This window comes from Leuconostoc sp. LN180020 (genome assembly GCF_014844115.1).
GTDB classification, from domain to species: domain Bacteria; phylum Bacillota; class Bacilli; order Lactobacillales; family Lactobacillaceae; genus Leuconostoc; species Leuconostoc citreum.
The window spans coordinates 895,408-921,941 of sequence record NZ_CP039736.1; the positions used below are offsets into that span (position 1 = coordinate 895,408).

Here is a 26,534-nt window from a genome sequence, read left to right on the forward strand (position 1 = left end):
ACACATGGTGGATCAAAGATGGACCTTAACATACGATACGATGGCAACGGGGGTTAAAAATTATGGTCGTGAGAGTTTATTAAGCCTTGGCAACGGTTTTCTAGGCTGGCGTGGTGCTCTAGTGACCAACGACTTCAGTGATGATTCATACCCTGGGTTGTATGCGGCCGGTGTTTTTAATCATACGACAACACCGGTGGCCGGCCGCCAAGTGGTAAATGAAGATTTAGTCAACTTGCCCAATTTACAGCGTATTAATATCATTATTGATGAACAGCCTTTACGTGTTAACGCTGAAACAGTTAAACATCTAAAACAAACTTTAGATTTTAAAACAGGGACACTAACAGATTCATTTCGTGTACAAGTTGATGATAATGTCTTGCATTATGTTGATATCACTACAGTGAAAGTGATTGATCCTGTGAATTGGCATTGTTTAGGCTTAACATTGGCACTCAAAACAAGTTATGAATTTAATCTGACTTTGAAGGCAGAAATTGATGGGCAAGTATTGAATCAAAATGTCGCGCGCTACCGACAATTTGATAGTCAAGAATTTGAGGTAACCGCTACTAAACCAGGGTTGATGTTGCTATCTACTAAAACGACTGCAGTCGATATTGCCATTGCGGCGCAATCAAGCCTGGATGTAGCAGCCCATAAAGAGGTTGTCGTAGAAGCTACAAAGTTATCCGATCGTTATCAGCTGCAATTGGCACCTCAGCAAACAGTCACTTTGAGCCGAGTGATGGCAGTTGCCACAAGTTTGGAAACACCAGGTAACTTGGCCACATTTACAACGCAGACAATCGAAAAGCAAACGTTTAAACAAATGCAGATGAGTAGTCAAAATTATTGGCAACAGTTTTGGCATGAAAAAGATGTTCATATTGTCGGCGATGATGCAATTCAACGTCTAGTGCGAATGAATATTTTTCACCTTAATCAAATGGCTAATCCCAATGCTAATAGCCACTTAGACGTTTCAATTGGTTCACGTGGCTTGACCGGAGAAGGCTATCGTGGTCATATTTTCTGGGATGAATTGTTTGTTTTGCCTTACTATTCAGCCAATGAACCTACTATGGCTAGTCAGCTATTGAATTATCGTAAGCGCCGACTACAAGCAGCAGAAAAAAATGCTGATTTTGAAAATGAGGTTGGGGCGATGTATCCGTGGCAATCAGGCATGTATGGGGATGAACAAAGTCAACGGATTCATCTTAACACGGTAGATCAAACTTGGATTCCTGATAATTCGAGATTGCAGCGGCACGTTTCTCTGGCAATAGCCTATAACATGTGGGTTTATCAACAAATCAGTGGCAAAAAAGATCATTTGGAGAATGATGGCTTGGCTATGTTGTTGGCGATTGCACGTTTTTGGGTGAGTAAAGCGGAAAAAGTTGCTGGACGTTATCATATCAGTGGTGTTATGGGGCCTAACGAATTTCATGAAGCCATGCCTAAACAGTCAATTGGTGGGCTAAAAAATAATGCTTATACGAACTTAATGGTGGTTTGGTTGTTAAACTATGTGCATGATTTAGAACAGCAGGATAAGACAGCCTTTGATTTGATTGCTGCGACAGTCGGCTACACGAAAGCATTACAAGATAAGGCTGTTATGATGCGACATCAGATGAAGCTATCAATTAGTTCAGAAGGTATTATCGAACAATACGAGGGTTTTTTCAGCTTAAAATCGTTAGATTTTCAAGCCTACAAAACAAAATATGGTGATATTCATCGTATTGATCGCCTCTTAAAAGCCGAAGGTCAGTCACCAGATGAATTTCAGGTCATTAAGCAGGCTGACTTGTTGATGCTCCTTTATAATTTTGGGGCCCGTCAGACCGAGGCGTTGGTCACACAACTTGGATATACCTTACCAAGTGATTGGCTAGCGAAAAATACGGCTTATTATTTAGCACGTACAACGCATGGTTCAACTACGTCACGACCAGTTTTTGCTGGTATTTATGTTGCGTTAGCGCGGCAAGGACAACAAGTATTTGAAAAACAAGCCTATGATTTTCTGACTGAGGCGATTGGCTCTGATTATTATGATATTCAGGGCGGGACCACCGCTGAAGGTGTGCATATGGGTGTGATGGGCGAAACCTTAGCGGTCATTCAAAATGATTATGCTGGAGTTGACATGCTGCATGACACATTTCGGGTGATGCCAAAGTTACCATCGCAATGGTCAAGTATTTCTTTCACGCAAAAATATCATGGCGTCACTATTGATTTACAAATTTCGCATCATCACGTGATAGCTAAGGCAGATAAAAAAATTTCTGTGATAATTGCTGGCGAACAGATGATATTACAACCAGATGAAAGGAAAGAGGTAAAATACCATGGTTGAGTTTTCTGATATTAAAGGATTTACTTTTGATTTAGATGGGGTAATAACTGATACCGCTAAATTTCATGAACAAGCTTGGCATGCATTAGCAACAGAACTATCTTTGCCTTTTCCAGATGAACTTGCGCGTCAACTAAAGGGCATTAGCCGGATGGATTCCTTGCAAATGATTCTTGATCAGGGGGATAAGTCCTATACGGATGATGAAAAAGCAAATTTTGCAGCACGTAAAAATAAGCACTATGTGACATTAATTACCGGGTTGACGCCAAATGATATTCTACCAGGTATGTTTGACTTTATTGCTGATATAAAACAGAAAGGTTATGTGGCTAGTATCGCTAGTGCCTCAAAAAACGCGCCGACAATTTTAAAACAGTTGGGTTTGACAGATTATTTTATTGGTATTGTTGATCCAAGTACATTGGCGCATGGTAAGCCAAATCCTGAAATTTATATCAAAGCTGGGGAATTGCTAAAGTTAGCACCACAACAAATTATTGGTCTAGAGGATGCCAGTGCAGGCGTTAAAGCCATTCAAGATGCTGGGCAAACAGCATTGGGTATTGGCCCAGCTGTGTCGCAAGACAATTTACAGCTGTGGTTTGCCGATACAGCAAGCGTGACATTAGATAATATTAAACAAAAGCTAACGCAGTAAGTTTTACATTGCAAGGCAGTGCAACATAAAGGTAAATTAAAACCGCTTATCACAAAAGCGGTTTTTTTTTTGATGCTACTTGGTAAACTAACATCATAAAGATAGGAACAACAGGGGGAATGATATGTTAGAGATGAAGCATATTAAAGTCAATTATGGTGAGTTTGTTGCACTTGATATGGGACGCGATATAATTGTTGATGCACATGATATCGTTGGCATTGTTGGCAGTAACGGGGCTGGTAAATCAACTTTAATCAAGGCATTAACGAATCAAGTAGCTTATACTGGTAAAATCGTTAAACCAGGGCAAATTGCGGTGCATTTGCAAGAAAACAATTACCCAGCCATTGTCACTTGTCGCACAATTTTGGAAGGTTTATTACAAACAACCTACAAGAAAGATCCAAAATTAATTGCGCTCGTACAATTTTTTGACTTTGAAAAGAATTTGAAAAAAAAGGTGGCCCAGTTATCGGGTGGGCAAAAGCAGAGATTGACGATTATTATGGTGTTATATCAGGATGCGCCATTAACTTGTTTTGATGAGTTGAGCACTGGCCTTGATTTTGAAACACGCTTTAACTTAATGGCTAAAATTAAAGCATGGTATGCTAATAAGCCAGCTATGATTTTACTGATTACACATTATTTTGATGAATTGGAAAAATTAGCCAATAAATTATTGATTATTGATCAAGGGCACGTCGTAGATTACGATTTAGCGACGATGTTGTTTGCAAAATATGTGGGTTATTCGGCGGTTGTCGTAGATGCACCGCAGTTAGCGATTACCTTGCCAAAAGGGTGCGATATTATACGTGGTGAAGCAGGGCAAACTGTGATTGGTTGTGACAATCAGAATAGTCAACAGTTAGTGATTGCGCACTTAAATCAACACGGTTTTACCTTTTCGGCAACACGAACAAGTGTGACACTTATCTATTTGAACGCGTTACACCGTCGTGAAATAAACAGATTGGGGCAGACATCATGAAGCACTATATTAAATTTGAACTTAAAAATACACTAGGGTATAGTCTTGCGATGATTGTTGGTGGACTATTACCGATGATTTTGGCTATTGGCAATTATCATGCCACTAGTAACACGTTAGCAAATCAAGCATTAGCTAAAGGTTTATTTGCAACGTTATTACCGATGATACCGCTTGGCTTAGTCATTTTGCCATTCACGATTTCTTTTGGTCGAGATATGGCTGATGGTGTCACAACACGATTTGTCTTGTTTGGCTATCGTATGGCTAAACAGTTGGTCGCTAAATTTGTCTCAGTGGCCATTTTGGTGTCACTGGTGACAGTAGTTTATTGTTTGGTTTTGTATCAGGTATTACCGTTGCCTTCAATGAGTATGCTGAGCTTAGCCAACGTCTTTGCTAGCACCATGATTCTAACTGCAGCATTATATCTTTTGTCTTTTGCCATTGCCCAAGTTTTTAAAGGCTTCAATATGATTCAGGGCGTGGCGATGGTGTGTTACTTTGGTATTGCCTTCTTAACAGGCAGTATGGGCACATTTCAATTGCCGCGTACGCTTGAAAAAGCCATAGAATGGATTCCATTTGCTGCCATACGAGAGACACTCAAAATGCATTGGGGCAGTAATACGGTGACTGATATGCAGACAGAGTGGTTTAAACTGATTGTTTTCTTATTAATCACGCTATTCTTATTTGGTCTGGCAGAATTTTATCGCCGTCTCAAAATACACGCCGTCTGATAACAGAATTTGATAGAATAAGGTTATATTGGTAAGCTAATTGCCACATGGGGGAGAGACATGGAAATTAAAATCAATGTCGATGAGCAACTTGATGGCATTAAAGTTGTCATTTCGGGCAACGATTTGACACAAATGACAGCCATCGCCAAACAACTACAAACAAAAAAATCAGAAACAAGTAAATTTGTGGTTAAAACGGTTGATGATATTCATGTGATTACGCAATCAGATATTTTAATGGTATCAAGTTTTGGTAACGAATTAACAGTGACACGTAACAATCATCAGCAATTAGTAACGCGTAAAACACTAAAACAATTTTTAAATGAAGACAAGTCGCAGTTGTTTGTTCAAATATCTAAAGCAACAGCGATTAATTTAAACCAACTATCACGAATGGCATCGGCTTTTTCTGGTAATTATTATGGTTTTTTAACAGATGGGACACGTGTTACTGTGTCGAGACGATATATTAAGCATATTTTAAATCGACTAGAAGGGAATGATGAAAATGAGACAATTTAAGTATATAATCATGCTAGCTTTCATCGGTATCGGGATAGGATCATTTTTCTCCTTATTGTCAATCACGTTAAATCAAGCAATATTTTCATTGACACAATTTGCTTTGTTAATGACCATGAGTGCCATTATGGGAATATTATCAATAATTTTTGATTATGATAAGTTCAGCTTCATGACGCAACTAGTCTTACATTTTGTATTAGAGATGTTAACTTATTTGATCTTTATTGCTTTGACTTTTGGTAAAACAAGCATCGCATTAACAAATATACCAACTTTTGTGATTATCTATTTAGCGATTTTTCTTTATATGCGTCAACAAGGACATGACAATGCTCGACGTATTAATGAACAATTGGCCAATAAAAAGCACAGTTGAATGAACGCATTCAACTGTGCTTTTTTGCTGATGTTAACGATAAGCAAAGGATAACTCACCATATCAAATTTTGCCATAGCAATACCAGTTTTTAGTGAAATATGTGATAATCTGGTAAAATGAGAGAAAGTATTAGAGAAGAAGTGACACAGGATAGGACATGCCCAATTATCTTATTTTAACTGAAAAGCCGTCAGCTGCCGCAAATTTTGTGAAAGCGCTAGGCGGTAAAAACGGTCAATTTGACACGTTTACTTACACAATTACCAATTTGCGTGGTCATGTGATGACGCTAAAAGATCCTGAAGAAATGGTGTCAGAAGACCTAAAAAAACAGTATAAATCCTGGTTAATTAAGCATTTACCTTGGAATTTAAACGATTTTAATTGGGCGCGTACCTATATTCGACAACGTAATTTGCGGACAGGTAAAGTTGCATCTACTAAGCAGTTAGTTGACGATCTCAAAAAAGAAGCTGCAAATGGTTATGATGCCATCGTGATTGCCACCGATACGGATCCTTCTGGTGAAGGTGAGTTATTGGCTTGGGAAGCATTAGAAGCAATTAAATGGCGCGGACAAGTATTACGTGCCAATTTTATGGATGAATCGGTTAAGGGTATTCAGACGTCTATGCAGCATTTACGTGATGTTTCTGATAAAAATCAAGATGGCGAGTACATTAAAGGTGAAAGTCGTAATCGATGGGATTTTGCGTCCATGCAATTGACACGTATCGCCACGACAGCTGCCAAGAAGCAAGGTTTCAAAGTTGTGGCACGTGAGGGCCGACTGAAATCAGTGATTGTTTGGCAGATTTATGCCCAGCTAGAAGCGATTAAACGATATGTGAAAAAACCTTATTTTGAAGTTAAGTTTAAAGACCTCGCGGGGCACATTTTTGGTCGTATTACGCCAGAAGGGGATGTGATACCTTGGCGTTTTGATAGCAAAGCAGTTGCACAGCAGGATTTATTGCAATATCATGAGAGTGCGGTTACTAATGAGCGGTACCAAACCCGTACACAAGCACCTGGTAAACTATTAGATTTAGCTGGATTAGCAGCCATATTAGCACCACGTGGTTTTTCTGCCAAAGAAGTATTAAGTACCTACCAAAAAATGTATGAGGCCCAGGTTGTTTCATATCCGCGTACCGAAGATAAGACAGTGACCCCAGAACAATTTAATGAACTATTACCTAAAATTGATCAAATTGCTCAAGTTGTGCATGTTGATACAGCTCTGCTGACACATAGGCAACCACGGGCGACCCATGTTAAGAACCAAGGAGCACACGGGGCTAATCGACCTGGAGAAAATGTACCTACTGATTTGGCAACCCTAACCAAATTTGGAGCGAGTGCACAAGCTATCTATGAGGTATTGGCCAAAAACTATTTGGCCATGTTGGCAGAAGATTATGTCTATGATCATGTCACGGCAAATTTGACTGATTATCCAATTTTTAAGACAGCTTATAATGTGCCAGTTCAGTTAAATTTTAAGGCTGTGTATGATTCACAGCGTGCCATTAAGGTAGATGATGATGATGAAACAGCTGTAATGGGTCAGCTTGGACCAACTGCACAACCTTATTTGTATGAAGGGGCCAATAAAAAGCCACAGGCGCCAAGCACGAAGTGGATCATGGCCTTTTTAGAGAAACACAATGTTGGAACAGGTGCGACGCGCGTCTCGACCTTATCTGATATGAGTCGGGGGACGAAAGCTATGATTAAGGAAACGCGTGGTAAATTAACACTGACTGAAACAGGTAATGTCTCAGCTGTTATGGTTAAAGGCACATGGATTGCGTCCCCTAAAATAACTAAGCGCCTCTTTGAGATGATGGACCAAGTCGGTCGTTTTGAAATGACAATGCCTAAATTATTGGACTCTGTTACCCAAGTTGTGGTACATGACATGCCTATCATGGTAGCAAATGCTGAGCAATTAGAAACGTTACTTGGACAACCAAAAATAAAACCGAAACGCCCAGTAAGTGAAAAGACGACGGGCCAATTTAAAGGTGAAGAAATCACCTTTGCTAAAGAATGGAGCGGGCATGTTTTTACGGACGAGGAGCTAACCAAGTTACTCAATGGCGCTGAAATTAGTTTTGAAGCTAAATCTAAACGTGGTAAACTATATACGGCTACAGGCACAATGGCAAAACAAACATATAAAGGGCGTACTTTTTATGGCTTCAAGTTAAAACCCAAGCCCAAAAAATGAAACATCTAACAGTACATTAATGACTGTTAGATGTTTTTTAATTTGATGTATTATTTAGTTGTTCTAATATGATCAGCATAGTCGAACCTTTTGGTGAGATTTTATAGATAACACGCAGTGGAATACGTTCCACAACTGTGCGACTAACTAGACGATAAGTCACTAGTTGTTTTAAACGATCAGTGAGTACCTTGTGCGATATTCCCGGTAAAGACTGATGCAATTGGTTGAAACCAGTAACTTGTAAATCTGCAATGGTCAATAATATTTCAATTGACCATTTGGCGCCCATTAGCTTCATGACTTGCTTTGTAGATGTTGAAATAGTGGGTATGTTTCCTCGATTTAGTCATTAACGCACAAAATAGTGCGTTATGTGCGATTACAGATAAATATAGTAAAATAATTCACATGGCTAATTATAAACTATGCAATATTATTTAGCAAGATAAGGAGGCCTCCCATGCAGATTGATCACTTTGCTGAAGCATTAGATGCCTCTCAGCCATTGTCTATTGATGCCAATAGCTTGCTGGCACACCATCTGCTTATTACTGGCGCCACAGGGAGTGGTAAATCAACCTCACTCCTGAGGCTAGTGGAATGTTTACGAGACAAAAAACAAGCAACAATTATTTTTGACCCAACAGGAGAATATCAGACAGCTGGGCATGTTGTTCGTTATAAATTAGGAGAAAATGCCAGTATAGATGTTAGTCAGTTAACCGCCATGGAAATTACCAAGCTTCTTGGTGATCATGAGGGCGAGTTTGTTGACAGGTTTGAGAGTGCAATTGCTGCGTTACAAATACAAAAACAAGTCGTCAAGCAACCAGGGATATACAACAAAATTAATCGCACACAAGTCAGTTACAGAAATGATAAATCGCAGCTAAAATTCTGCGGACATGACTATGATACGTCTCAATTAATTAATCAATTAATTCAAGAATATATTGTACCATATGCTGATCATCAGGCTGACTACAATTTATTGGGTCAGACATTAGACTATCAAGTTATTCAAAGACATTGGTCAAAAATATTGGCCATGCAAGAACAATTATCATCACCGAATTTGGCTGGATTATTTAAGCATGAACAAGTCAATGCGCAACAGCCACAAACAGATATGAGTTATGTACTTAAGTTATTTGCAACACGAAAAAGTCAGGCTACTTTGGTGATTGACGTGAGCATGCTAATGAAGCATGGGGCACAAAGTAGGCTAGTATTATCCATTTTGTTAAGAGAATTACTGACTATTCGCACGACAAGTGATGCCCGTTTTCCGCTAACTATATTTTTAGACGAAGCACATCGTTTCTTACCAAATAACAATGATACACTTTCTGATTCAGGACTTTTTAAATTAATACGTGAAGGACGTAAGTATGGTTTGTATGTTGTGTTATCGACGCAATCGCCATTGGACTTACCAGTCAAATTAAGCGGACAATTTGGCAGCTTGTTGATACACCAGCTAAATAATCAAGCAGAGATAACGAGCTTACTAAATAACCAAGCAGAGCAGGTCGCTGCATATCAAAAGTTATCACCAGGTCAAGGGCTACTTAAAATCGATGGGACAACAGTGGTACATCCAGTTTGTGTTGCTATACCGAATGCTTTACATTCTACGGATTCACCTAAATTTAGTTAAAATAAGGAAAAATAAATGAATATACTAGTAATTAATGGCTTTGAAGAACACCGCGATGCAAATGGTCAGTTGAATCACCGTTTGTTTACAGAATATGTGAGACAACTAAAAACACAACACAACATATGTGTGTCATTTGCAACAGAATATCAACGTGCTGATGAAATTAATAAATGGTTATGGGCTGATTTAATCATCATACAATGCCCTATTTATTGGTTTAATGTACCAGGAAAACTGAAAAGTTACTTTGATGATGTATTCGCTTATGGCATCTTTTATGGGCTAGATTATACAAAATATGGTCAAGGTGGCCGATTAATAGGTAAAAAGTTCATGTTATCGACAACATGGAATGCACCTGAGTCAGCATTTAATGATAATAATGAATTCTTTAATGGTATGCGAGTGGTAGACATCTTGATGCCCACAATTAAAGCATTAGAATTTGTTGGTGTAGCACCTTGGTCACGTGATGGTGTCATTGCTTATCACGATGTGATTCATAACCCGCAATTTGAGCTGTATTTATCGCAGCAAGCGCAATTTATTGATGAGGTTAATGCATGATTTGTATCGTTAATTTTAAGAGTCTGATGTGCTATAAGAAACAGCTACAATGGTTACAAGATATTGAGCAACTGCCACTTAATTTTAAGTTACTGGTTGCACCAACACTACCTGAGCACAACACGTATCAAAATTATGAAATTATTGCGCAAAACATTAGTCTAGCACAACGTACCGTTGGTGAAATGTCTGCCAATGTGCTTAAAGCATTAGACATTAGATACGCTTTTGTTGGTCATTTAGAACGACGAAAATTATTGAACGAGACCACGGATATCATCCATGAACGTTTAGCCAACTGTCTGAATAATGATATGATTCCAATTATTTGTTTGGGGATGCATAGTGGCCCAGATTTGGTTATACGTGAATTAAAATCTATTCTTAAAAATATTGATTTTATGGGGCAACGTATTATTGTTGCTTATGAATCGCTTCGTTCCACACAGTCTAATAGTTCAGCGTACTCTTATGTAGAAATGGAAGCTGTTTATTTGAAGTTAAATCAATATCTGTCTGAATTAGTGAAAAACAGCAATTTAGCGTCTTATAGTTTAGTAATGGGTGGACATATTACGGCAGAAGGTATTTCTGTAGCTCGAAAGATTGGCTATGATGGGGTGCTTATTGGCGATCGGTATCAAGAAGTTAGTGCATTTCAGCCCATTATTGAGGCATTAAATCAAGTTAAAAAAGAAAGGTGAGGCTGCTTTGAAAGCTGAAATTATATCTGTCGGCACCGAATTGTTACTAGGTCAAATAACAGATACGAATCGACCATACATTGCACGGGCTTTGCACGATATGGGGATTGAATCGTATCATCAGTCAATTGTGGGCGGTAATGCGGCCGATATTCTAACAACGCTGCGTTTAGCTGCACATCGTTCTGATTTAATTATATTAATTGGTGGATTAGGGCCTGCCGTTGATGATCTCACAAAACAAGTTGTGTCGCAATTCATTAATAGCTCACTGATACCAGATACAGAAGCATTGCGTAAATTAAAAAAGTGGCATGATGCTGTTGATGTTGAAATGGCCGATAATAATTATCGGCAAGTGCTCTTCTTAGAACAGGGTAAGCCATTAAAAAATGATTTTGGTTTTGCTGTTGGTAGTTTTTATCAAAGTAATGATGGGCCAGATTTTTTATTAATGCCTGGACCACCTTGGGAAATGGTGCCAATGTTTGATCATTATGTTGTCCCGTTACTTGAAAGACAGTATTTGCATGGCCAGGTATTGAACTCGCTCGTCATGCGTTATTTTGGTATTGGTGAATCGCGATTATCTCAACTAATCAGTGATTTAATGATTTCTCAAACGAATCCAACAATGACAACTGATGCTAAAAAACACGAAGTAACCATTAGGTTAACGTCTAAGGCATCATCTGAAGCCTTAGCAGAGAATTTAAATCAAAAAGCGGCTGCTAAGATTAATACATTGGTTGGAGACTACTTTTATGGTTATGGTGCCCATAATTCACTCGAAAAAGTGGTTGCAAATTTACTTGAAGAAAATCAGCAAACGATTGCGATGACAGAAGTTTTTACACGTGGCTTGGTACAATCAACATTGCAAAATGCGTTATCGCAAACGGAAACATTAGCTGGTGGCTTTAATGGTATGAGTGCTTTACTAGATCTAACTGACGATGAAATTGAACTATCTGGTGATAATGGCGCACAATTAGTGTCACGTCTAGCACAACTAACGCAACAGCGTTTAGGCGCTGATATAGGGTTGGCAATTTTAGCAGAAACACCCGAATCCAATGGACAGCATGATTATGTTAATGAAAAAGTTTGGTTTGGCTTAGTTAGCCATCAAGAGAGGTTACTAGTCACTTCACAAAGCTTTGCAAAAGATCATCAAGATAACGTTGAAGATGCGATTTTTGTAGCACTTGACTTAATTCGTCGACACTTATCGCAGCAAAATTTAGTAGATCGTGCTTGAAAAATAGGGGGAATAGATATGGTTAAACAGTTACAAGGTAAGACGGTTTTAATAACAGGTTCTTCTCGAGGTATTGGTTTGGCAATGGCTAAGCATTTTGATATTCTCGGGGTACAAGTCATTTTACATTCACGACAAGGTGTCGCAGACAATGTAAAAGCACAATTCCAGACACAACCATTGGAAGTGATGTTTGATTTGACTAATCAGCAAGCCATTGATGATGGCATAACTGCCTTGTACCGAAGTCAGGCATTTAAAGGGGTTGATATTTTAATTAATAACGCAGGCATTACAGCCGATCAACTAGCTATCAATATGTCATCAGACAACTTTGCACAGGTTATTAATGCTAATTTAGTGGGGACGTTTAATGTGACGCAACCAATTTTAAAACACATGCTTAAAGCCAGAACAGGCTGCATTATTAACATGAGCTCGATTGTCGGTCTGCATGGTAATATTGGACAGGTTAATTATGCTACAAGTAAAGCAGGATTAATCGGCATGACAAAAACGCTAGCCAAAGAAGCGGCAAGAAGACAAGTGCGCGTCAATGCAATTGCCCCTGGTATGTTTAAATCTGATATGACTGATGTGTTATCTGATAAGATTAAGTCTCGAATTCTAGAGACAATACCGATGCAACGCTTTGGAAATGTAGCTGAATTAGCTGAAGTAGCAGCATTTTTAGCTGAAGCACCATATATCACAGGGCAAACAATTGTGGTCGATGGCGGTCAAAGTATGTAACTTAGAGGAGGAAGTATGATGAAAAGCTATTCTAGTCCAGCTTTATATATGCAGGGTCAAAATATTCTATCACAAGATTACGATCAAATAACGTGTCTTGGTCACCGTGCAATTATTCTGAGTAACGGTATTGCAGTTAATGTTGCAGCAGAACCACTATGCCAGACATTAAATACGCAAAATTTAGTGAGTGAAGTTGTTGTAATTAGTGATCATTTTAATGATCATGAATTGACTAATTTAACGACACTCATCAAAGAAAGAGCAGCAGATATTGTCATTGCTGTTGGTGGCGGTAAAGTTATAGACATTTCTAAGATTGTCGCCGCAAAAATTGACTGTCAATTAGTTATTGTGCCCACATTGGCATCGACAGATGCACCAACCTCAAGATTATCGGCAACTTATAATGCACAGGGACATTTTGAAAATTATATTTTTTTTGATCGCAGCCCCAGCCTCGTGATGGTCGATACGGACATCATAGTCAATGCACCAACACGTACACTGATTGCAGGCATTGCTGATGCACTGGCAACATTTGTTGAATATCGTGCTGTCAAGTGTGCTCATGGACAAAATATGTTTGGGGATAAGGCTACGATCGCAGCAGGCGTGTTGGCAGAACAAGCGACTAAAACAATTTTTAGAGAAGCAAAATTAGCGATTAAAGCCAATAGTGCACACACTGTAGATCAACATTTTGAAAATGTTGTTGAGGCGAATATCTTATTAAGCGGTATCGGTTTTGAGAGCGGTGGTGAGGCGGCAGCCCATAGTATTGCTAATGGTTTAACGCAATTTGTTTCGCCTACCATTATGCATGGTGAAAAAGTAGCTTTCGGATTGTTGGGTCAACTAGTACTCTCGCAATCATCTAGTGTATTATATCAAAAATATCTCAAATTTTTGCGAGCCTTAGGTTTGCCAGTTTGTCTAAAGGATTTAGGATTAACACGAGATCGACAAATACTTTATCAGATTGCACAAGAAGTATTAAGACCTAATGAAACAATTCATCAAATGAATCTCTCATTGACAGCAGCTGATATTGTTAATACGCTGTTACAAATAGATAGTTACGCCAATTAATTATGGATGATCAGTATGTCTGATAAGCAAAAAAAGCGACTAACACGAATAAGGTGTGAGCCGCTTTTTGAATCAAATACTGTTATTTATTTAAATCACCATCAGCTATGGCAGCTAGTAAATCGCGCGATGGAATAAAGAATAATTGACCAGAAAGTATATCAGAAAAGCTAAGTAAGAAATCGGATTGATCTAGCATGTTTTGAAGCATGCCTTTAATAATATGCCAGTGACGTGAGTAACCCATAAAGTAGGTGCCAGTTTTACCTGAGGCGGGATTAGAAAAAGGGACATTCATACGAATTATTTTTTGTTCTTCACCGTTTGGTTCAAATTTTGAGGCAACATTGTGCGCATTATGATATTTATCTTCATCTGCTAATTCAAGATCTGAGAATTTTTCGCGACCAATGACTTTTTCTTGTTCTTCAGTCTTCAAATTGTGCCAGAAATCCATGTTATGTTGCCATTTTTGTGCAAAAGCATAAGATCCATTAATGAAAGGTGCATCTTCATCACCAATTAATGCATACTCTGCGGTATCTTCAATAGCAGGTGCCTCTGTGCCATCAATAAAACCAATAATTGCGCGACCTTCAAAATAACGAAAACCTTTCGTTTCATCCACCACACTAGTAATATTTTTTAAAAAGCGCATAAATTGTGTTTGTGCTTCGTAAACAACGGCTTCATTACTAGCACGAATATGAAAGAAAATATCACCGTCAGTTGCTGGCATGCTATATTCAGGGCCGCGCAAGGTTTGGTATGTTTCTAATTCACTTGGTTTGGCTGCATTGGGAAATAAATATGTCCATGCTTGGTTGCTGAAGCCAAAGGCTACTTTCAAACCAGATTCTGCGGCTAAATGAGAATCACGAATGCGTAGTGATCTTATAATAGCTTGTGAACGGTCGGCAAATTCTTGTATTGCCTCTTGTGCTAGCGCTTGATTGTGTCTTGTTAATTTTAAAACGGTAAATTGTACATGTTCACCAACGTCTTTCCACACATCTTGTGCTTTACTTGGGGTAATTGCCATAGTGATAACCTCCAAAAGTTAGATTTTATTTGCAACATTAGCGTACACTATTTTAATTCATTAATCAAGAATCATTCTAATTTAACTTGAAAAAATCATTCTAAAAGTTTAGAATGATTATAAGTTATTTACAGAGGGAGAAACAAAAAATGTTTAAAAATGTGAAACAATTAACCCCATTTTCGCTCGTTTTACTCGCTATTTCATTTACAATGTCAATTAGTCAATCAACTATGACAACAGCTTATCCGATTTTAATGAAAAATTTTGGGGTTGATGCTAGTACAGTACAATGGCTAACTACTGGCTTCATGATTGCGATGACACTTGTTATGCCACTTAGTCCATGGCTATTAGATAATATTAAACTAAAACCATTACTCAACGGAATTGTAGCCGTTTTTTTAGTTGGCACAGCAGTAGCTATGGTGACGCCTGTGTTTTCGGGTATTATTATTGGTCGGTTATTAGAAGGCATGGCTGTTGGCGCACTATTTCCAACTTTTCAAAGTGTTATTATGGAAAACACTAACCAAGAAAAACGTGGGACAACAATGGGGGTTGTTGGTCTAGTGATGGGTTCAGCACTTGCTGTTGGTCCGATTATAACTGGCGTTGTGTTGCAATGGGTATCTTGGCGCGCACTATTTATTTTATTTTTTGTTATACTACTTGGCCTTTTAATAGGCTGCCAGAAGTTGATTCAAAACACACACGAGCTTAAAAAGTCGCAATTTGACTGGTTATCAGCTGTTACGCTCATCGGCTTTGGGGGTATTTTGTACGATATTTCTAGTTTGCCAAAAAATGGCTTTAGTGTACAGTGGTGGCTGATTTTAGTTGTCAGTCTGATATTACTGACTTTTTTCGTGTTTCGGCAACACAGATTAACACAACCATTCCTTAATTTAACGGTATTTAAATATAAAGGGTTTTTACCAGGTATGTTGTTAACTGGTATTTCTTATTCAGGGCTCATTATTGCTACCGTTTTAATGCCGTTATTTTATCAACGTGTTTTTTATTTAACACCCCTTTGGTCAGGCCTATTAATGGTACCCGCCGCCATCTTTCTCAGCCAGCTCAATCCAAGAGCCGGACGTTTACTTAATCAAATTGGCCTAAAAAAGCTAGTCTATATTGGAACTAGTATGATGATTTTTGGGTATTTATTATTAAGTATTGCCGGCACTACATCCTGGCTCATTGGTTTACTGGCGGCGATGCTACTAGAAGGTGGCAATGCCTTTATTATGATGCCCGCGATAACAGCTGCTAACAATGCCTTAACGAAAGACCTGATGAGTCATGGGACAGCTCTAATTACAACAATGCGGCAAGTCATCGGCGCAGCGAGTGTTGTTGTGGCGTCTATATTAATTACTTACTTTAGTACTACTAAGACGATTGGTACCGCATTATCTCAAACGAGCGCGTGGTTTGTTCTCGTGCCGATTATAGGGTTATTAATGACTAGTCGTTTACAAAATCATGTATCCAAATCTCAAATGAATAAATAGTAAAAAAGCAAGGAGTGCCTGTGATCCTTGCTTTTTTATTGTCCTATTATAAATAAAGGGTGTAATATTCAATTTTGCATAATTTAAGATAAGCTGTTTTTGCTATGTATGATTTAATGAGAGTCTTGTGCTTAAGCGTCAATATGAAGTCATTGACCTATTATACAAGCAAATTATGAGTTCATAGGAGAACAAAAATGCAAAACGGCGAAGTGTGTCAGCGTAAAAAACTGTACAAGTCAGGGAAGATATTAGTTACAGCAAGTATTTTTGCTGTTATGGGTTTTGGTACTGCCATATCACAAGCAAACGCGAGCAGTAGTGATAATGATAGCAAAACACAAACTATTTCAAAAATAGTAAAAAGTAAAGTCGAACCGGCAACTGTTCAACCAGCGGAACCTACTAATAAAATAGTTGACCAAGCAGATATGCATACGGTCAGCGGGCAAAACAGCGTGCCACCAGTAGTGACTAATCAATCCAATCAACAGGCTGCAAAACCAACTACACCTGTTACCGATGTCACAGATACGCATAAAATCGAAGCAAACAACGTCCCTGCTGATGTTATGCCAGCAAATGCCCCAGATAAACAATCAGTGACTAATGCACCAGTAGTGCCGCCAAAGCATGATACGGACCAGCAGGACGATTCACTAGAAAAACAGCAAGTATTAGAACCGACCGTAAATAGTAATATACCAAAAAAGCAGACAAATCAACAGTTAGCGGTTGTTACAGCACCAGCAAATTCAGCACCTCAAACCAAAACAACAGCAGAAATTTCTGCTGGTACAGAGTTAGACACGATGCCTAATGTTAAGCATGTAGATGGCAAAGTTTATTTTTATGGAGATGATGGGCAACCAAAAAAGAATTTTACTACTATTATAGATGGTAAACCTTACTACTTTGATAAAGATACAGGGGCACTATCTAATAACGATAAGCAATATGTATCGGAATTATTCAGTATTGGCAATAAACATAACGCCGTCTATAACACATCATCAGATAATTTTACGCAATTAGAAGGACATCTGACGGCAAGTAGTTGGTATCGTCCAAAAGATATTTTGAAAAATGGTAAACGTTGGGTACCTTCAACAGTGACTGATTTCAGACCATTATTGATGGCCTGGTGGCCGGATAAGAGTACGCAAGTCACTTATCTGAATTACATGAAAGATCAGGGCCTCTTGTCTGGTACTCATCACTTTTCCGATAATGAAAATATGCGGACCTTAACGGCAGCTGCCATGCAGGCACAGGTAAACATTGAGAAAAAAATTGGGCAACTTGGCAATACGGATTGGTTGAAAACGGCGATGAAGCAATACATTGATGCCCAGCCCAATTGGAATATTGACAGTGAGGCGAAAGGAGATGATCATCTACAAGGTGGTGCACTGCTTTATACAAATAGTGATATGTCGCCAAAGGCCAATTCTGATTATCGTAAGCTGAGCCGTACGCCTAAAAATCAAAAGGGTCAAATTGCTGATAAATATAAGCAAGGTGGGTTTGAATTATTACTAGCAAACGATGTCGATAATTCTAATCCAGTTGTGCAAGCAGAACAACTTAATTGGTTACATTATATGATGAATATCGGTAGTATTTTACAAAATGATGATCAAGCTAATTTTGATGGTTACCGTGTTGATGCTGTCGATAATGTGGACGCTGACTTACTACAGATTGCTGGTGAATATGCTAAGGCTGCCTATGGTGTTGACAAAAATGACGCGAGAGCGAATCAACATCTATCAATTTTGGAAGACTGGGGAGATGAAGATCCAGACTATGTCAAAGCACATGGCAACCAGCAAATTACAATGGATTTCCCCTTGCATTTAGCGATTAAATACGCGCTCAACATGCCTAATGATAAACGGAGTGGCCTTGAGCCAACCCGTGAACACAGTTTAGTCAAACGAATTACAGATGATAAAGAAAATGTTGCACAACCAAATTATTCATTTATCCGAGCTCATGACAGTGAAGTACAAACGATTATTGCTGATATTATTAAAGATAAAATCAACCCGGTCTCAACAGGGTTAGATTCAACAGTGACTTTGGATCAAATTAAGCAGGCTTTTGACATCTATAATGCTGATGAATTGAAAGCAGATAAAGTTTACACACCTTACAATATTCCAGCTTCATACGCTTTGTTATTAACTAATAAAGACACAATTCCACGTGTTTATTATGGTGATATGTTCACGGATGATGGCCAATACATGGCTAAACAATCACCTTACTATCAAGCCATTGATGCGTTGTTGAAAGCTCGTATCAAGTATGCTGCTGGTGGTCAAACCATGAAAATGAACTATTTTCCAGATGAACAATCTGTTATGACATCAGTTCGTTATGGTAAGGGTGCAATGACGGCAAGTGACTCTGGTAACCAAGAGACACGCTATCAAGGTATTGGACTTGTTGTCAACAATCGCCCAGATTTGAAACTATCTGACAAAGATGAAGTCAAAATGGATATGGGTGCGGCACATAAAAACCAAGATTATCGCCCAGTTTTGTTGACGACAAAATCAGGATTAAAAGTCTACAGCACTGATGCAAATGCACCTGTCGTTCGAACTGACGCCAATGGCCAATTAACTTTTAAGGCAGACATGGTATATGGTGTAAACGACCCACAAGTGTCAGGGTACATTGCGGCTTGGGTACCAGTAGGGGCTTCAGAAAATCAAGATGCTCGAACGAAAAGTGAAACAACGCAGTCAACTGACGGGAGTGTTTATCATTCTAATGCAGCGTTAGATTCGCAAGTCATTTATGAAGGCTTTTCAAATTTTCAAGACTTTCCAACAACACCCGATGAGTTTACGAACATTAAAATTGCTCAAAATGTTAACTTATTTAAGGATTGGGGTATTACTAGCTTTGAAATGGCACCACAATATCGCGCCAGCTCAGATAAAAGTTTCTTAGATGCTATCGTACAAAATGGTTATGCATTTACAGATCGATATGATATTGGTTACAACACACCAACAAAGTATGGGACAGCAGATAATTTGTTAGATGCTTTACGTGCATTGCATGGTCAGGGGATTCAAGCGATTAACGACTGGGTACCAGATCAAATTTATAATCTACCCGATGAACAGTTAGTCACGGCTATTCGAACAGACGGTTCAGGTGATCATACTTATGGTTCAGTTATTGACCATACTTTGTATGCATCAAAAACAGTTGGCGGGGGCATTTATCAGCAACAATATGGTGGGGCCTTCTTGGATCAATTAAAAACACAGTACCCGCAACTTTTCCAGCAAAAACAGATTTCCACAGATCAGCCAATGAACCCAGATATTCAAATTAAGTCATGGGAAGCCAAGTACTTCAACGGTTCGAACATTCAGGGGCGTGGGGCTTGGTATGTTTTGAAGGACTGGGGCACACAACAGTATTTTAATGTGTCAGATGCGCAGACCTTCCTTCCAAAGCAATTATTGGGTGAAAAGGCCAAAACTGGTTTTGTTACGCGTGGTAAGGAGACTTCATTCTATTCCACTAGTGGCTATCAAGCAAAATCTGCCTTTATTTGTGATAATGGTAATTGGTACTACTTTGATGACAAAGGGAAAATGGTTGTTGGAAACCAAGTTATCAATGGCATCAATTATTACTTTTTACCGAATGGTATCGAATTACAAGATGCCTATCTAGTACATGATGGTATGTACTATTATTATAATAATATTGGCAAGCAACTGCACAACACATATTTTCAAGATAAACAAAAAAATTTCCATTACTTCTTTGAAGATGGGCACATGGCACAGGGTATTGTCACCATCATTCAAAGTGATGGCACCCCAGTCACACAGTACTTTGATGAAAATGGTAAGCAACAAAAAGGCGTGGCGGTCAAAGGATCAGATGGTCATTTACATTACTTTGACGGTGCGTCAGGGAATATGCTCTTTAAATCATGGGGTAGACTAGCAGATGGCTCTTGGCTATATGTAGACGAGAAAGGTAATGCGGTTACAGGCAAACAAACCATTAATAATCAAACGGTTTACTTTAATGATGATGGTCGTCAAATCAAAAATAACTTTAAAGAATTAGCAGATGGTTCTTGGATTTATCTTAACAATAAAGGTGTTGCAGTAACAGGAGAGCAAATAATTAATGGGCAGACACTTTATTTTGGTAACGATGGTCGTCAATTTAAAGGGACAACACATATAAATGCTACTGGTGAAAGCCGTTACTATGACCCAGACTCAGGTAATATGATAACTGATCGTTTTGAACGTGTTGGTGATAATCAATGGGCTTATTTTGGTTATGATGGTGTTGCAGTAACAGGGGACCGAATCATTAAAGGGCAAAAACTCTATTTCAACCAAAATGGTATCCAAATGAAAGGCCACTTACGTCTTGAAAATGGTATCATGCGTTATTACGACGCTGATACTGGCGAATTAGTTCGTAATCGATTTGTATTGCTATCTGATGGTTCATGGGTTGACTTTGGCCAAGATGGCGTACCCGTAACTGGCGTGCAAGTGATTAATGGCCAAACATTATATTTTGACGCAGATGGTAGGCAAGTCAAAGGGCAGCAACGTGTAATCGGCAATCAACGCTATTGGATGGATAAAGACAATGGTGAAATGAAAAAAATAACATACTAGAATGATTAAAAAATAACCTCACAGGCGTTGGTTGCCTGCAAGGTTATTTTTTAATGTTGAAATTGCCATGTTTTTTGTTGCCAAGCAGCTTCCCAAAAGTGCCATTCCATTTCTAAACTGCATAAAAATGTTTGTGCAACATGCTCTTTTTGTTCATTATTTAGAGTCGTTACTGCTCGGTTTAGCGCTTCAAAACGCCAAATATTGTAATCAGGTGTATCTGAATTTTTTTGTGGTGCATAAAGTTCAATCCACTCTTTCAAGGGGTTTTGCTCTCGATTAGCGCCACGTGAAACGAGTTGTTCACCAATGACCGCATAACTCCAAGCACATGGTAGCAAAACAGCGATGGCGTCCGCATAAGTACCGTGATATGCAGATGCATACATGTGATCAGTATAGCGTTTTGTTTCTGGTTCACGTTGCCAATTTTCTATGTGGTGACCAGTGATGCCAAGCATGACTTCATGTGCTTGTGACTCATTTTGAACAAAGGCGGCGGTCGCTAAAAGATTGGTAATATCTTCGGCATTCGTTGTTTTTGTAATAGCTAATGAAGTGACCTGCAAATAATCTTTTAAATAGTGTTCATCTTGTTCAACATAATAATTTAAAACGTTGTGAGGCACCTGACCATTGGCGATAGCTTCGACAAATGGGTGGCTCATAATCGCGCTCATCATAGGTTGCGCACGTTCTAAAAGTGTTTCTGAAAAAGACATGTTTTTTCTCCTTAATACCAACCTGGGAATAATAGTAGCTGAAACATAAGTAAGATAATCGCGGCAATAACCCAATCACGCAATTTGATTTTTACAACTGCCAGATGTGTTCTGGTTGCCCCCTCTGTGAAGCCATGGCTAACCATACCTTCTGCTAAATTTTGAGACCAACGAATCGCAGCTAAAATGGCTTTGAAATATAACTGTGGTGCCCAAATATGAAGTGTTTGGCCACGCATTTGTGCTGCTACGCGTATAGTTTTAACTTGTTGATTCACTGCTGGCATGAAGTTCAAGACGCCAACAAGGGCATAAACAAATGTCGCGCTTAAATGTGCGCGTTGCTCAAGTGTCGCCAGGAAAATATCACGTTCATCATTGAGTTTTAATGTGAATAAACCACCAAGCCATAAGTAAGCAAAAACACGAGATAACATGATCCATGCCATATGAACATGATCACCGGTACCAAAATACATCAGTGAGAACCATGATCCCAGGCCAGGCAAAATTGGAAGTAACAATAGCCAAAGCCATTGTTGCCAACGCAATTTAAGGACAGTATAAATGAGGGCACTAACGATGATAATTACCAAATTAACAGTGACGCTTTTAATAAAAGTTAGTTCCAACGCAATCAACATAATAACACCAAATTTCATTAGTGGATTCATGAGGCATCCCCCTGAAATGTTAAGTGTTGTTGCTCGAATTCGAGATGATAGTCAAACCAATCCGTTACAGCATGCAGTTGATGACTAATCATGATAACAGTCTGTGATTGTTTATCGGTTACTTCGGCAATTAAGTCTAATAGTTGTTTTTGTGATTCAGCATCTAGTCCGGCCAGCGGTTCGTCAAATAATAACACTGGGGTACCTGTAATTAGCATCAACAAAACTTGCAGCTTTTTTTGTTGTCCACCAGATAGTTGATAAACAATATGGTCGCGAACATGTGCGAGATTTAAGCGTTGCAAGGTGGAAGTAATGACATCATCTGACCATTGTTTGGCGAAATGACTGGTAGCTTGCGCTTGTTTGAGTTCTTCTGCCATTGTCATTGCAATAAATTGTTGTTCAGCATTTTGAAAGATCAGGGCAACCTGACGTACATGCTGTGCAATACGGCGTTTAGCAATGTCTTGGCCTTGGTAGCTGATTTTACCACCATAAGGGTAAAGTTTGACTAACGCGGAAAAAAGAGTCGATTTACCTACACCATTTGGTCCAGTAATCAGGGTGCGTTTAGCTGTAGGAAAAGACAAACTTGTCTCATTTAGTAGTAGTCTGTCACCATTTGATAGGGAGACTTGTTTGAGATCTAAATCACCAGTCTGGGCTGCCGGTAATTTTGTATGAATTTCAGGGGCAATAGGTAACTGCGATAAAATATGATGGCTTTCTTCGGCATTTGCTACATGGAGTTGGCCATCAGACATCACAAAAATATCGTCAATGACATCAGCATAACCACTCCAATCATGATCAGCAATCAGAATGGTTTTACCTTGTTTTTGATAATCCTTAATTAAATGAATGAGCTGTAACCGTGATTGAGGGTCTACATTAGCAAAGGGTTCATCGAGTAATAGATAATCGCTGTCTGCTGCTAAGATAGCTGCTAAGGCTACCTTTTGTTTTTCACCACCAGATAATGTCATGAGGTCATGCGTGATAAATTCTTTCATACCGACACGTGCAAGTGATTGCGTAATAAGATTAGGTATTATTTGAGGAGAACGCTGTAAATTTTCCAGACTGAAACGCAATTCTTCAAATGGTGTTTTCATCACGAACTGGCGGGTTGGGTTTTGGAAAAGATAACCAATATGGTCAACGCGTTGATAAGGGACGATATCATGAATCGCATAGTTGTCAAGTGTTAGTTCTCCTGTCAGTTTACCACCACTAAATGTTGGATAAAGACCAGCAATTAATTTAAGTAGTGTTGATTTGCCGCTACCACTAGGTCCAACTAGCAAATTGAGACTACCAGGTCGCAACGTCATCGAGACGTTTTTGAGTACGGTGGTGTCTTGATAAGCAAAACTGACCTGTTTGACAACCAGATTAGCCACGATGCAAGACACCTGATTTTTCAATTAATTTTTGAATAGCAACAACTAGTACACCGCCAAAGAAAAACAATGAAATGAACCGTGTAATAAATAGGGCCACCAACAAACCAACATGATATGAAGCATAGCCATCACGGAATAATGACCAAATAAAAGTGATAATTGTACCAGTAATTGCTGAGGCGAAAATACCTCGCCAATGCCAATCTTTATAAGCTAAAGCGGCAAATCCGGCTTCACTACCCACACCTTGAACCAAGCCTGAGAGCAATGTTGCAACCCCCCATTGACCACCAAGCAACATTTCGACTGCTGAGGCAAAGAGCTCGCCTAATACACCAGCGCCAGCCTGACGAATTAATATGCTGGCTAGTGGCGCGGCCATCATCCAACCCCCGATTAATAAATCGTTAGCAAATGGGGCTAATCCCATGGGTGTCAAAGCAGCTGCTAGTATATTATAAACAGGGCCGAGGACCCAAAAGATAAAGCCAATAAACACCGCAACAAAAGCGAGCAGTAAGACATCGCGTAGCGCCCAATGGTGTTGTTTAGATTCTGAAACAGTTTGCATAATAGTTATGCCTCCATAAAATTTTTTGTAGTTTCTATTTTATGTCTGGCAAAGTGCAGTTATGGTGTGCTGATGCTTGAATTTTAGCAAATAAAAAACGCCTGGCAATTAGATGAGCCATGCGTTTGCTAAAATACACACTAAAGCGCAATGCTCCCTTCGCTGGTGCTAACCAGAGCAGGTTCAATGGGTGTTTCTCAGCCAAATGGCACCCCAGATTGTTAAATATAAAACTACACGTTAAACTTAACATAAATTGTGTAGATATGCAATTATTTTCATGAAAACGACCAGTATATTGACTTGACATTGCCTGATATAATATAAGTAACGAGGTAAATGATGGTTGAATATCAGTATGAAGTTGGTGTTATTGGCGCTGGTCCAGCAGGACTTGCAGCCGCTTTTGCCGCAAAAGCTTTGGGTAAAAAAGTGGTCATTTTAGAGCAATACTTATGGGGTGGAACCTGCCCAAATTACGGCTGTGATCCTAAGAAAATTTTGCTTGCAGCAGTTGAGAACATTAAAAGACAAAAAGCCTTACAAACGCGAGGTTTGCATGGCTATTCACAAATTAATTGGTCTGATTTAATAGCTCACAAACAGCGTTATGTTGATGCTGTGCAACCGCGTAAAATTCGTGGTTTGGATCAAGCAGGTATTGCGCGCTTTTATGGTCATGCCAGCTTTATCAATGAAGATACTGTTCGTGTCGGAGATTTCAAGGATACAATTAGAGCAAGTGATTGGGTTATTGCAACGGGTCAGCGACCGCAGACATTAAATTTTCCGGGCTCAGGCTATACACAAAATTCAGAAGATTTTTTGAACATGCCAAATATGCCAGAAGACGTGACATTTATTGGGGCTGGTTTTGTGGGCGTTGAATTTGCAACAATTACGAATACGGTTGGTGCACACACGCGTATTGTTACTGAGGGACAAACTGCTTTGCGGGCATTTGATCAGATATTGGTACAACAATTGATGACAGAGATGCAGGAATCAGGGATTGAATGGTATTTTAATGCTACTGTGTGCCGCATTGATAAGGCTTTAACTGGTCGCTTGGTCGTTAAACTAACCAACGGAACAACATTTGAAACAGACCGTGTGTTTGTTACGGCTGGACGTATTGGCAATTTTGATCAGATGAATTTGGCCGCAGCTGGTGTGGCTTGTCAGGTGGCCGATTTGCCTGTTGATGAGCACTTACGTACCAGTAATTCCCATGTTTATGCTGTCGGGGATGTTGGCGGCTCACCAGTACCAAAACTTGTCCCAACGGGTAACTATGAAGGACGTTATGTGGCACAAGTGATTGCCGGAAAAACGAACGCGCCAATAAGTTATCCAACAACACCAATTGTCGTATTTGGATCACAGCACATCGCCCAAACGGGCTTAACGGTTGCCGCCGGTCGAACAGCAGGTTATCGTGTGATAGATATGGATATGAGCGATGTGATTACTTTTTTCCGTTACCATGATCAAGTGCGTGTACGTGTGGTATTGGACCACAATGACTGCATTGTCGGCGCGAGCGTCATTGCAGCTGAAGCAGAAGAAGTGATTAATTATTTTGTGACAGCGATTAATGAACGGCGTACATTAGCGGAAACACAGGCAAATTTGTATGCTTATCCATCTTTGGGTTCGGAATTTGCAACATTTTATTAACCTTGCATCTAAAAATGGGCCGACATTCAATGGCAAAAAGCATAACATGACTTTGTTCTGTCAATCAATTGTTACTATACGCGTTTTTAAACCAAAAAAAACAGTCCGAAGACTGTTTAGAAATTGCCCCTGTTGGATTCGAACCAACGCATAGTGGCACCAGAAGCCACCGCCTTACCGCTTGGCCAAGGGGCAATTACTCTATATATTTTACAGGGTCTCCTACCATTTTGCAAGTAGAAATTTGTCTTTGTCAAAAATAAG

At 39.2% G+C, this 26,534-nt stretch carries 22 protein-coding genes, 1 tRNA gene and 1 riboswitch; of the genes, 16 read left to right on the plus strand and 7 right to left on the minus strand.

Going from position 1 to position 26,534, the window contains the following annotated elements; all coding sequences use genetic code 11:
* Nucleotides 1–4 precede the first annotated feature (4 nt).
* The 7 genes from FAZ25_RS04750 to FAZ25_RS04780 all read left to right on the plus strand — a co-directional run bounded on the left by FAZ25_RS04750 (nucleotide 5) and on the right by FAZ25_RS04780 (nucleotide 7,924).
* Nucleotides 5–2,377: a glycosyl hydrolase family 65 protein gene (locus FAZ25_RS04750; RefSeq protein ID WP_004906683.1), complete on the plus strand. Its 2,373-nt coding sequence runs from the start codon at nucleotides 5–7 to the stop codon at nucleotides 2,375–2,377.
* Nucleotides 2,370–3,038: a beta-phosphoglucomutase gene (gene pgmB, locus FAZ25_RS04755; protein WP_004906681.1), complete on the plus strand. Its 669-nt coding sequence runs from the start codon at nucleotides 2,370–2,372 to the stop codon at nucleotides 3,036–3,038. The genes FAZ25_RS04750 and pgmB overlap by 8 nt, the downstream gene beginning before the upstream one ends.
* 124 nt (nucleotides 3,039–3,162) lie before the next feature.
* Nucleotides 3,163–4,035 (plus strand): ATP-binding cassette domain-containing protein, encoded by an 873-nt coding sequence (locus FAZ25_RS04760; protein WP_004906679.1) that lies wholly within the window; start codon nucleotides 3,163–3,165, stop codon nucleotides 4,033–4,035.
* Complete coding sequence (locus FAZ25_RS04765) at nucleotides 4,032–4,778, plus strand: hypothetical protein (protein WP_004906677.1); 747 nt, start codon at nucleotides 4,032–4,034, stop codon at nucleotides 4,776–4,778. Before FAZ25_RS04760 ends, FAZ25_RS04765 begins: the two co-directional genes overlap by 4 nt.
* 60 nt (nucleotides 4,779–4,838) lie before the next feature.
* Complete coding sequence (locus FAZ25_RS04770; RefSeq protein WP_004901442.1) at nucleotides 4,839–5,306, plus strand: LytTR family DNA-binding domain-containing protein; 468 nt, start codon at nucleotides 4,839–4,841, stop codon at nucleotides 5,304–5,306.
* Complete coding sequence (locus FAZ25_RS04775; RefSeq protein WP_012305402.1) at nucleotides 5,293–5,685, plus strand: DUF3021 family protein; 393 nt, start codon at nucleotides 5,293–5,295, stop codon at nucleotides 5,683–5,685. The genes FAZ25_RS04770 and FAZ25_RS04775 overlap by 14 nt, the downstream gene beginning before the upstream one ends.
* A gap of 160 nt (nucleotides 5,686–5,845) precedes the next feature.
* Complete coding sequence (locus FAZ25_RS04780) at nucleotides 5,846–7,924, plus strand: DNA topoisomerase (protein ID WP_004906674.1); 2,079 nt, start codon at nucleotides 5,846–5,848, stop codon at nucleotides 7,922–7,924.
* A gap of 37 nt (nucleotides 7,925–7,961) precedes the next feature.
* Here the strand turns inward: FAZ25_RS04780 and FAZ25_RS04785 are convergent, their stop codons facing one another.
* Nucleotides 7,962–8,225 carry a helix-turn-helix domain-containing protein gene (locus FAZ25_RS04785; protein WP_012305401.1) on the minus strand — a complete coding sequence of 88 codons (264 nt, stop codon included), beginning with the start codon at nucleotides 8,223–8,225 and terminating at the stop codon, nucleotides 7,962–7,964.
* Nucleotides 8,226–8,387: 162 nt separating this feature from the next.
* Here FAZ25_RS04785 and FAZ25_RS04790 point away from each other — a divergent pair, with 162 nt between their 5' ends.
* Genes FAZ25_RS04790 through FAZ25_RS04815 form a run of 6 tightly spaced genes read left to right on the plus strand, consistent with a single transcriptional unit; the run spans nucleotide 8,388 to nucleotide 13,967 of the window.
* The gene (locus FAZ25_RS04790) at nucleotides 8,388–9,587 is read left to right on the plus strand and encodes an ATP-binding protein (RefSeq protein WP_012305400.1); all 1,200 of its coding nucleotides are present in this window, start codon (nucleotides 8,388–8,390) and stop codon (nucleotides 9,585–9,587) included.
* Between the two features lie 15 nt (nucleotides 9,588–9,602).
* Nucleotides 9,603–10,157, plus strand: a complete 555-nt coding sequence (locus tag FAZ25_RS04795; protein ID WP_004906668.1) for an NAD(P)H-dependent oxidoreductase — start codon at nucleotides 9,603–9,605, stop codon at nucleotides 10,155–10,157.
* A complete protein-coding gene (locus tag FAZ25_RS04800; protein WP_012305399.1) occupies nucleotides 10,154–10,861 on the plus strand; it encodes a triose-phosphate isomerase in 708 nt (235 codons plus the stop codon). Before FAZ25_RS04795 ends, FAZ25_RS04800 begins: the two co-directional genes overlap by 4 nt.
* A gap of 7 nt (nucleotides 10,862–10,868) precedes the next feature.
* On the plus strand, nucleotides 10,869–12,122 hold the full coding sequence (locus FAZ25_RS04805; protein WP_004906666.1) for a CinA family nicotinamide mononucleotide deamidase-related protein: 1,254 nt from the start codon (nucleotides 10,869–10,871) through the stop codon (nucleotides 12,120–12,122).
* Between the two features lie 18 nt (nucleotides 12,123–12,140).
* On the plus strand, nucleotides 12,141–12,875 hold the full coding sequence (fabG, locus tag FAZ25_RS04810) for a 3-oxoacyl-ACP reductase FabG (RefSeq protein ID WP_004906664.1): 735 nt from the start codon (nucleotides 12,141–12,143) through the stop codon (nucleotides 12,873–12,875).
* An 18-nt stretch (nucleotides 12,876–12,893) separates the two neighbouring features.
* Nucleotides 12,894–13,967 (plus strand): glycerol dehydrogenase, encoded by a 1,074-nt coding sequence (locus FAZ25_RS04815; RefSeq protein ID WP_004906662.1) that lies wholly within the window; start codon nucleotides 12,894–12,896, stop codon nucleotides 13,965–13,967.
* A gap of 82 nt (nucleotides 13,968–14,049) precedes the next feature.
* Here FAZ25_RS04815 and FAZ25_RS04820 read toward each other — a convergent pair whose 3' ends face one another.
* A complete protein-coding gene (locus FAZ25_RS04820; RefSeq protein ID WP_004906660.1) occupies nucleotides 14,050–15,009 on the minus strand; it encodes a Dyp-type peroxidase in 960 nt (319 codons plus the stop codon).
* 149 nt (nucleotides 15,010–15,158) lie between these two features.
* Here FAZ25_RS04820 and FAZ25_RS04825 point away from each other — a divergent pair, with 149 nt between their 5' ends.
* Nucleotides 15,159–16,529 carry an MFS transporter gene (locus tag FAZ25_RS04825; protein WP_192269794.1) on the plus strand — a complete coding sequence of 457 codons (1,371 nt, stop codon included), beginning with the start codon at nucleotides 15,159–15,161 and terminating at the stop codon, nucleotides 16,527–16,529.
* A gap of 197 nt (nucleotides 16,530–16,726) precedes the next feature.
* The gene (locus tag FAZ25_RS04830) at nucleotides 16,727–21,214 is read left to right on the plus strand and encodes a glycoside hydrolase family 70 protein (protein ID WP_155280154.1); all 4,488 of its coding nucleotides are present in this window, start codon (nucleotides 16,727–16,729) and stop codon (nucleotides 21,212–21,214) included.
* A gap of 50 nt (nucleotides 21,215–21,264) precedes the next feature.
* On the opposite strand, the gene tenA is transcribed toward FAZ25_RS04830, so the two are convergent.
* Genes tenA through FAZ25_RS04850 form a run of 4 tightly spaced genes read right to left on the minus strand, consistent with a single transcriptional unit; the run spans nucleotide 21,265 to nucleotide 24,590 of the window.
* Nucleotides 21,265–21,936, minus strand: coding sequence for a thiaminase II (gene tenA / locus FAZ25_RS04835; RefSeq protein ID WP_004901410.1), 672 nt, complete (start codon nucleotides 21,934–21,936; stop codon nucleotides 21,265–21,267).
* A gap of 11 nt (nucleotides 21,937–21,947) precedes the next feature.
* Complete coding sequence (locus FAZ25_RS04840) at nucleotides 21,948–22,610, minus strand: energy-coupling factor transporter transmembrane component T (RefSeq protein WP_004901408.1); 663 nt, start codon at nucleotides 22,608–22,610, stop codon at nucleotides 21,948–21,950.
* Nucleotides 22,607–24,016: an ABC transporter ATP-binding protein gene (locus tag FAZ25_RS04845; RefSeq protein ID WP_012305396.1), complete on the minus strand. Its 1,410-nt coding sequence runs from the start codon at nucleotides 24,014–24,016 to the stop codon at nucleotides 22,607–22,609. The genes FAZ25_RS04840 and FAZ25_RS04845 overlap by 4 nt, the downstream gene beginning before the upstream one ends.
* Nucleotides 24,009–24,590 (minus strand): ECF transporter S component, encoded by a 582-nt coding sequence (locus FAZ25_RS04850; protein WP_004901403.1) that lies wholly within the window; start codon nucleotides 24,588–24,590, stop codon nucleotides 24,009–24,011. Before FAZ25_RS04850 ends, FAZ25_RS04845 begins: the two co-directional genes overlap by 8 nt.
* A 136-nt stretch (nucleotides 24,591–24,726) precedes the next feature.
* A riboswitch (TPP riboswitch) is annotated at nucleotides 24,727–24,816 on the minus strand.
* Between the two features lie 116 nt (nucleotides 24,817–24,932).
* Here FAZ25_RS04850 and FAZ25_RS04855 point away from each other — a divergent pair.
* A complete protein-coding gene (locus FAZ25_RS04855; RefSeq protein ID WP_004906651.1) occupies nucleotides 24,933–26,270 on the plus strand; it encodes an NAD(P)/FAD-dependent oxidoreductase in 1,338 nt (445 codons plus the stop codon).
* 123 nt (nucleotides 26,271–26,393) lie between these two features.
* Here the strand turns inward: FAZ25_RS04855 and FAZ25_RS04860 are convergent.
* Nucleotides 26,394–26,465: transfer RNA gene (locus tag FAZ25_RS04860), tRNA-Gln, on the minus strand.
* Nucleotides 26,466–26,534: the final 69 nt, after the last annotated feature.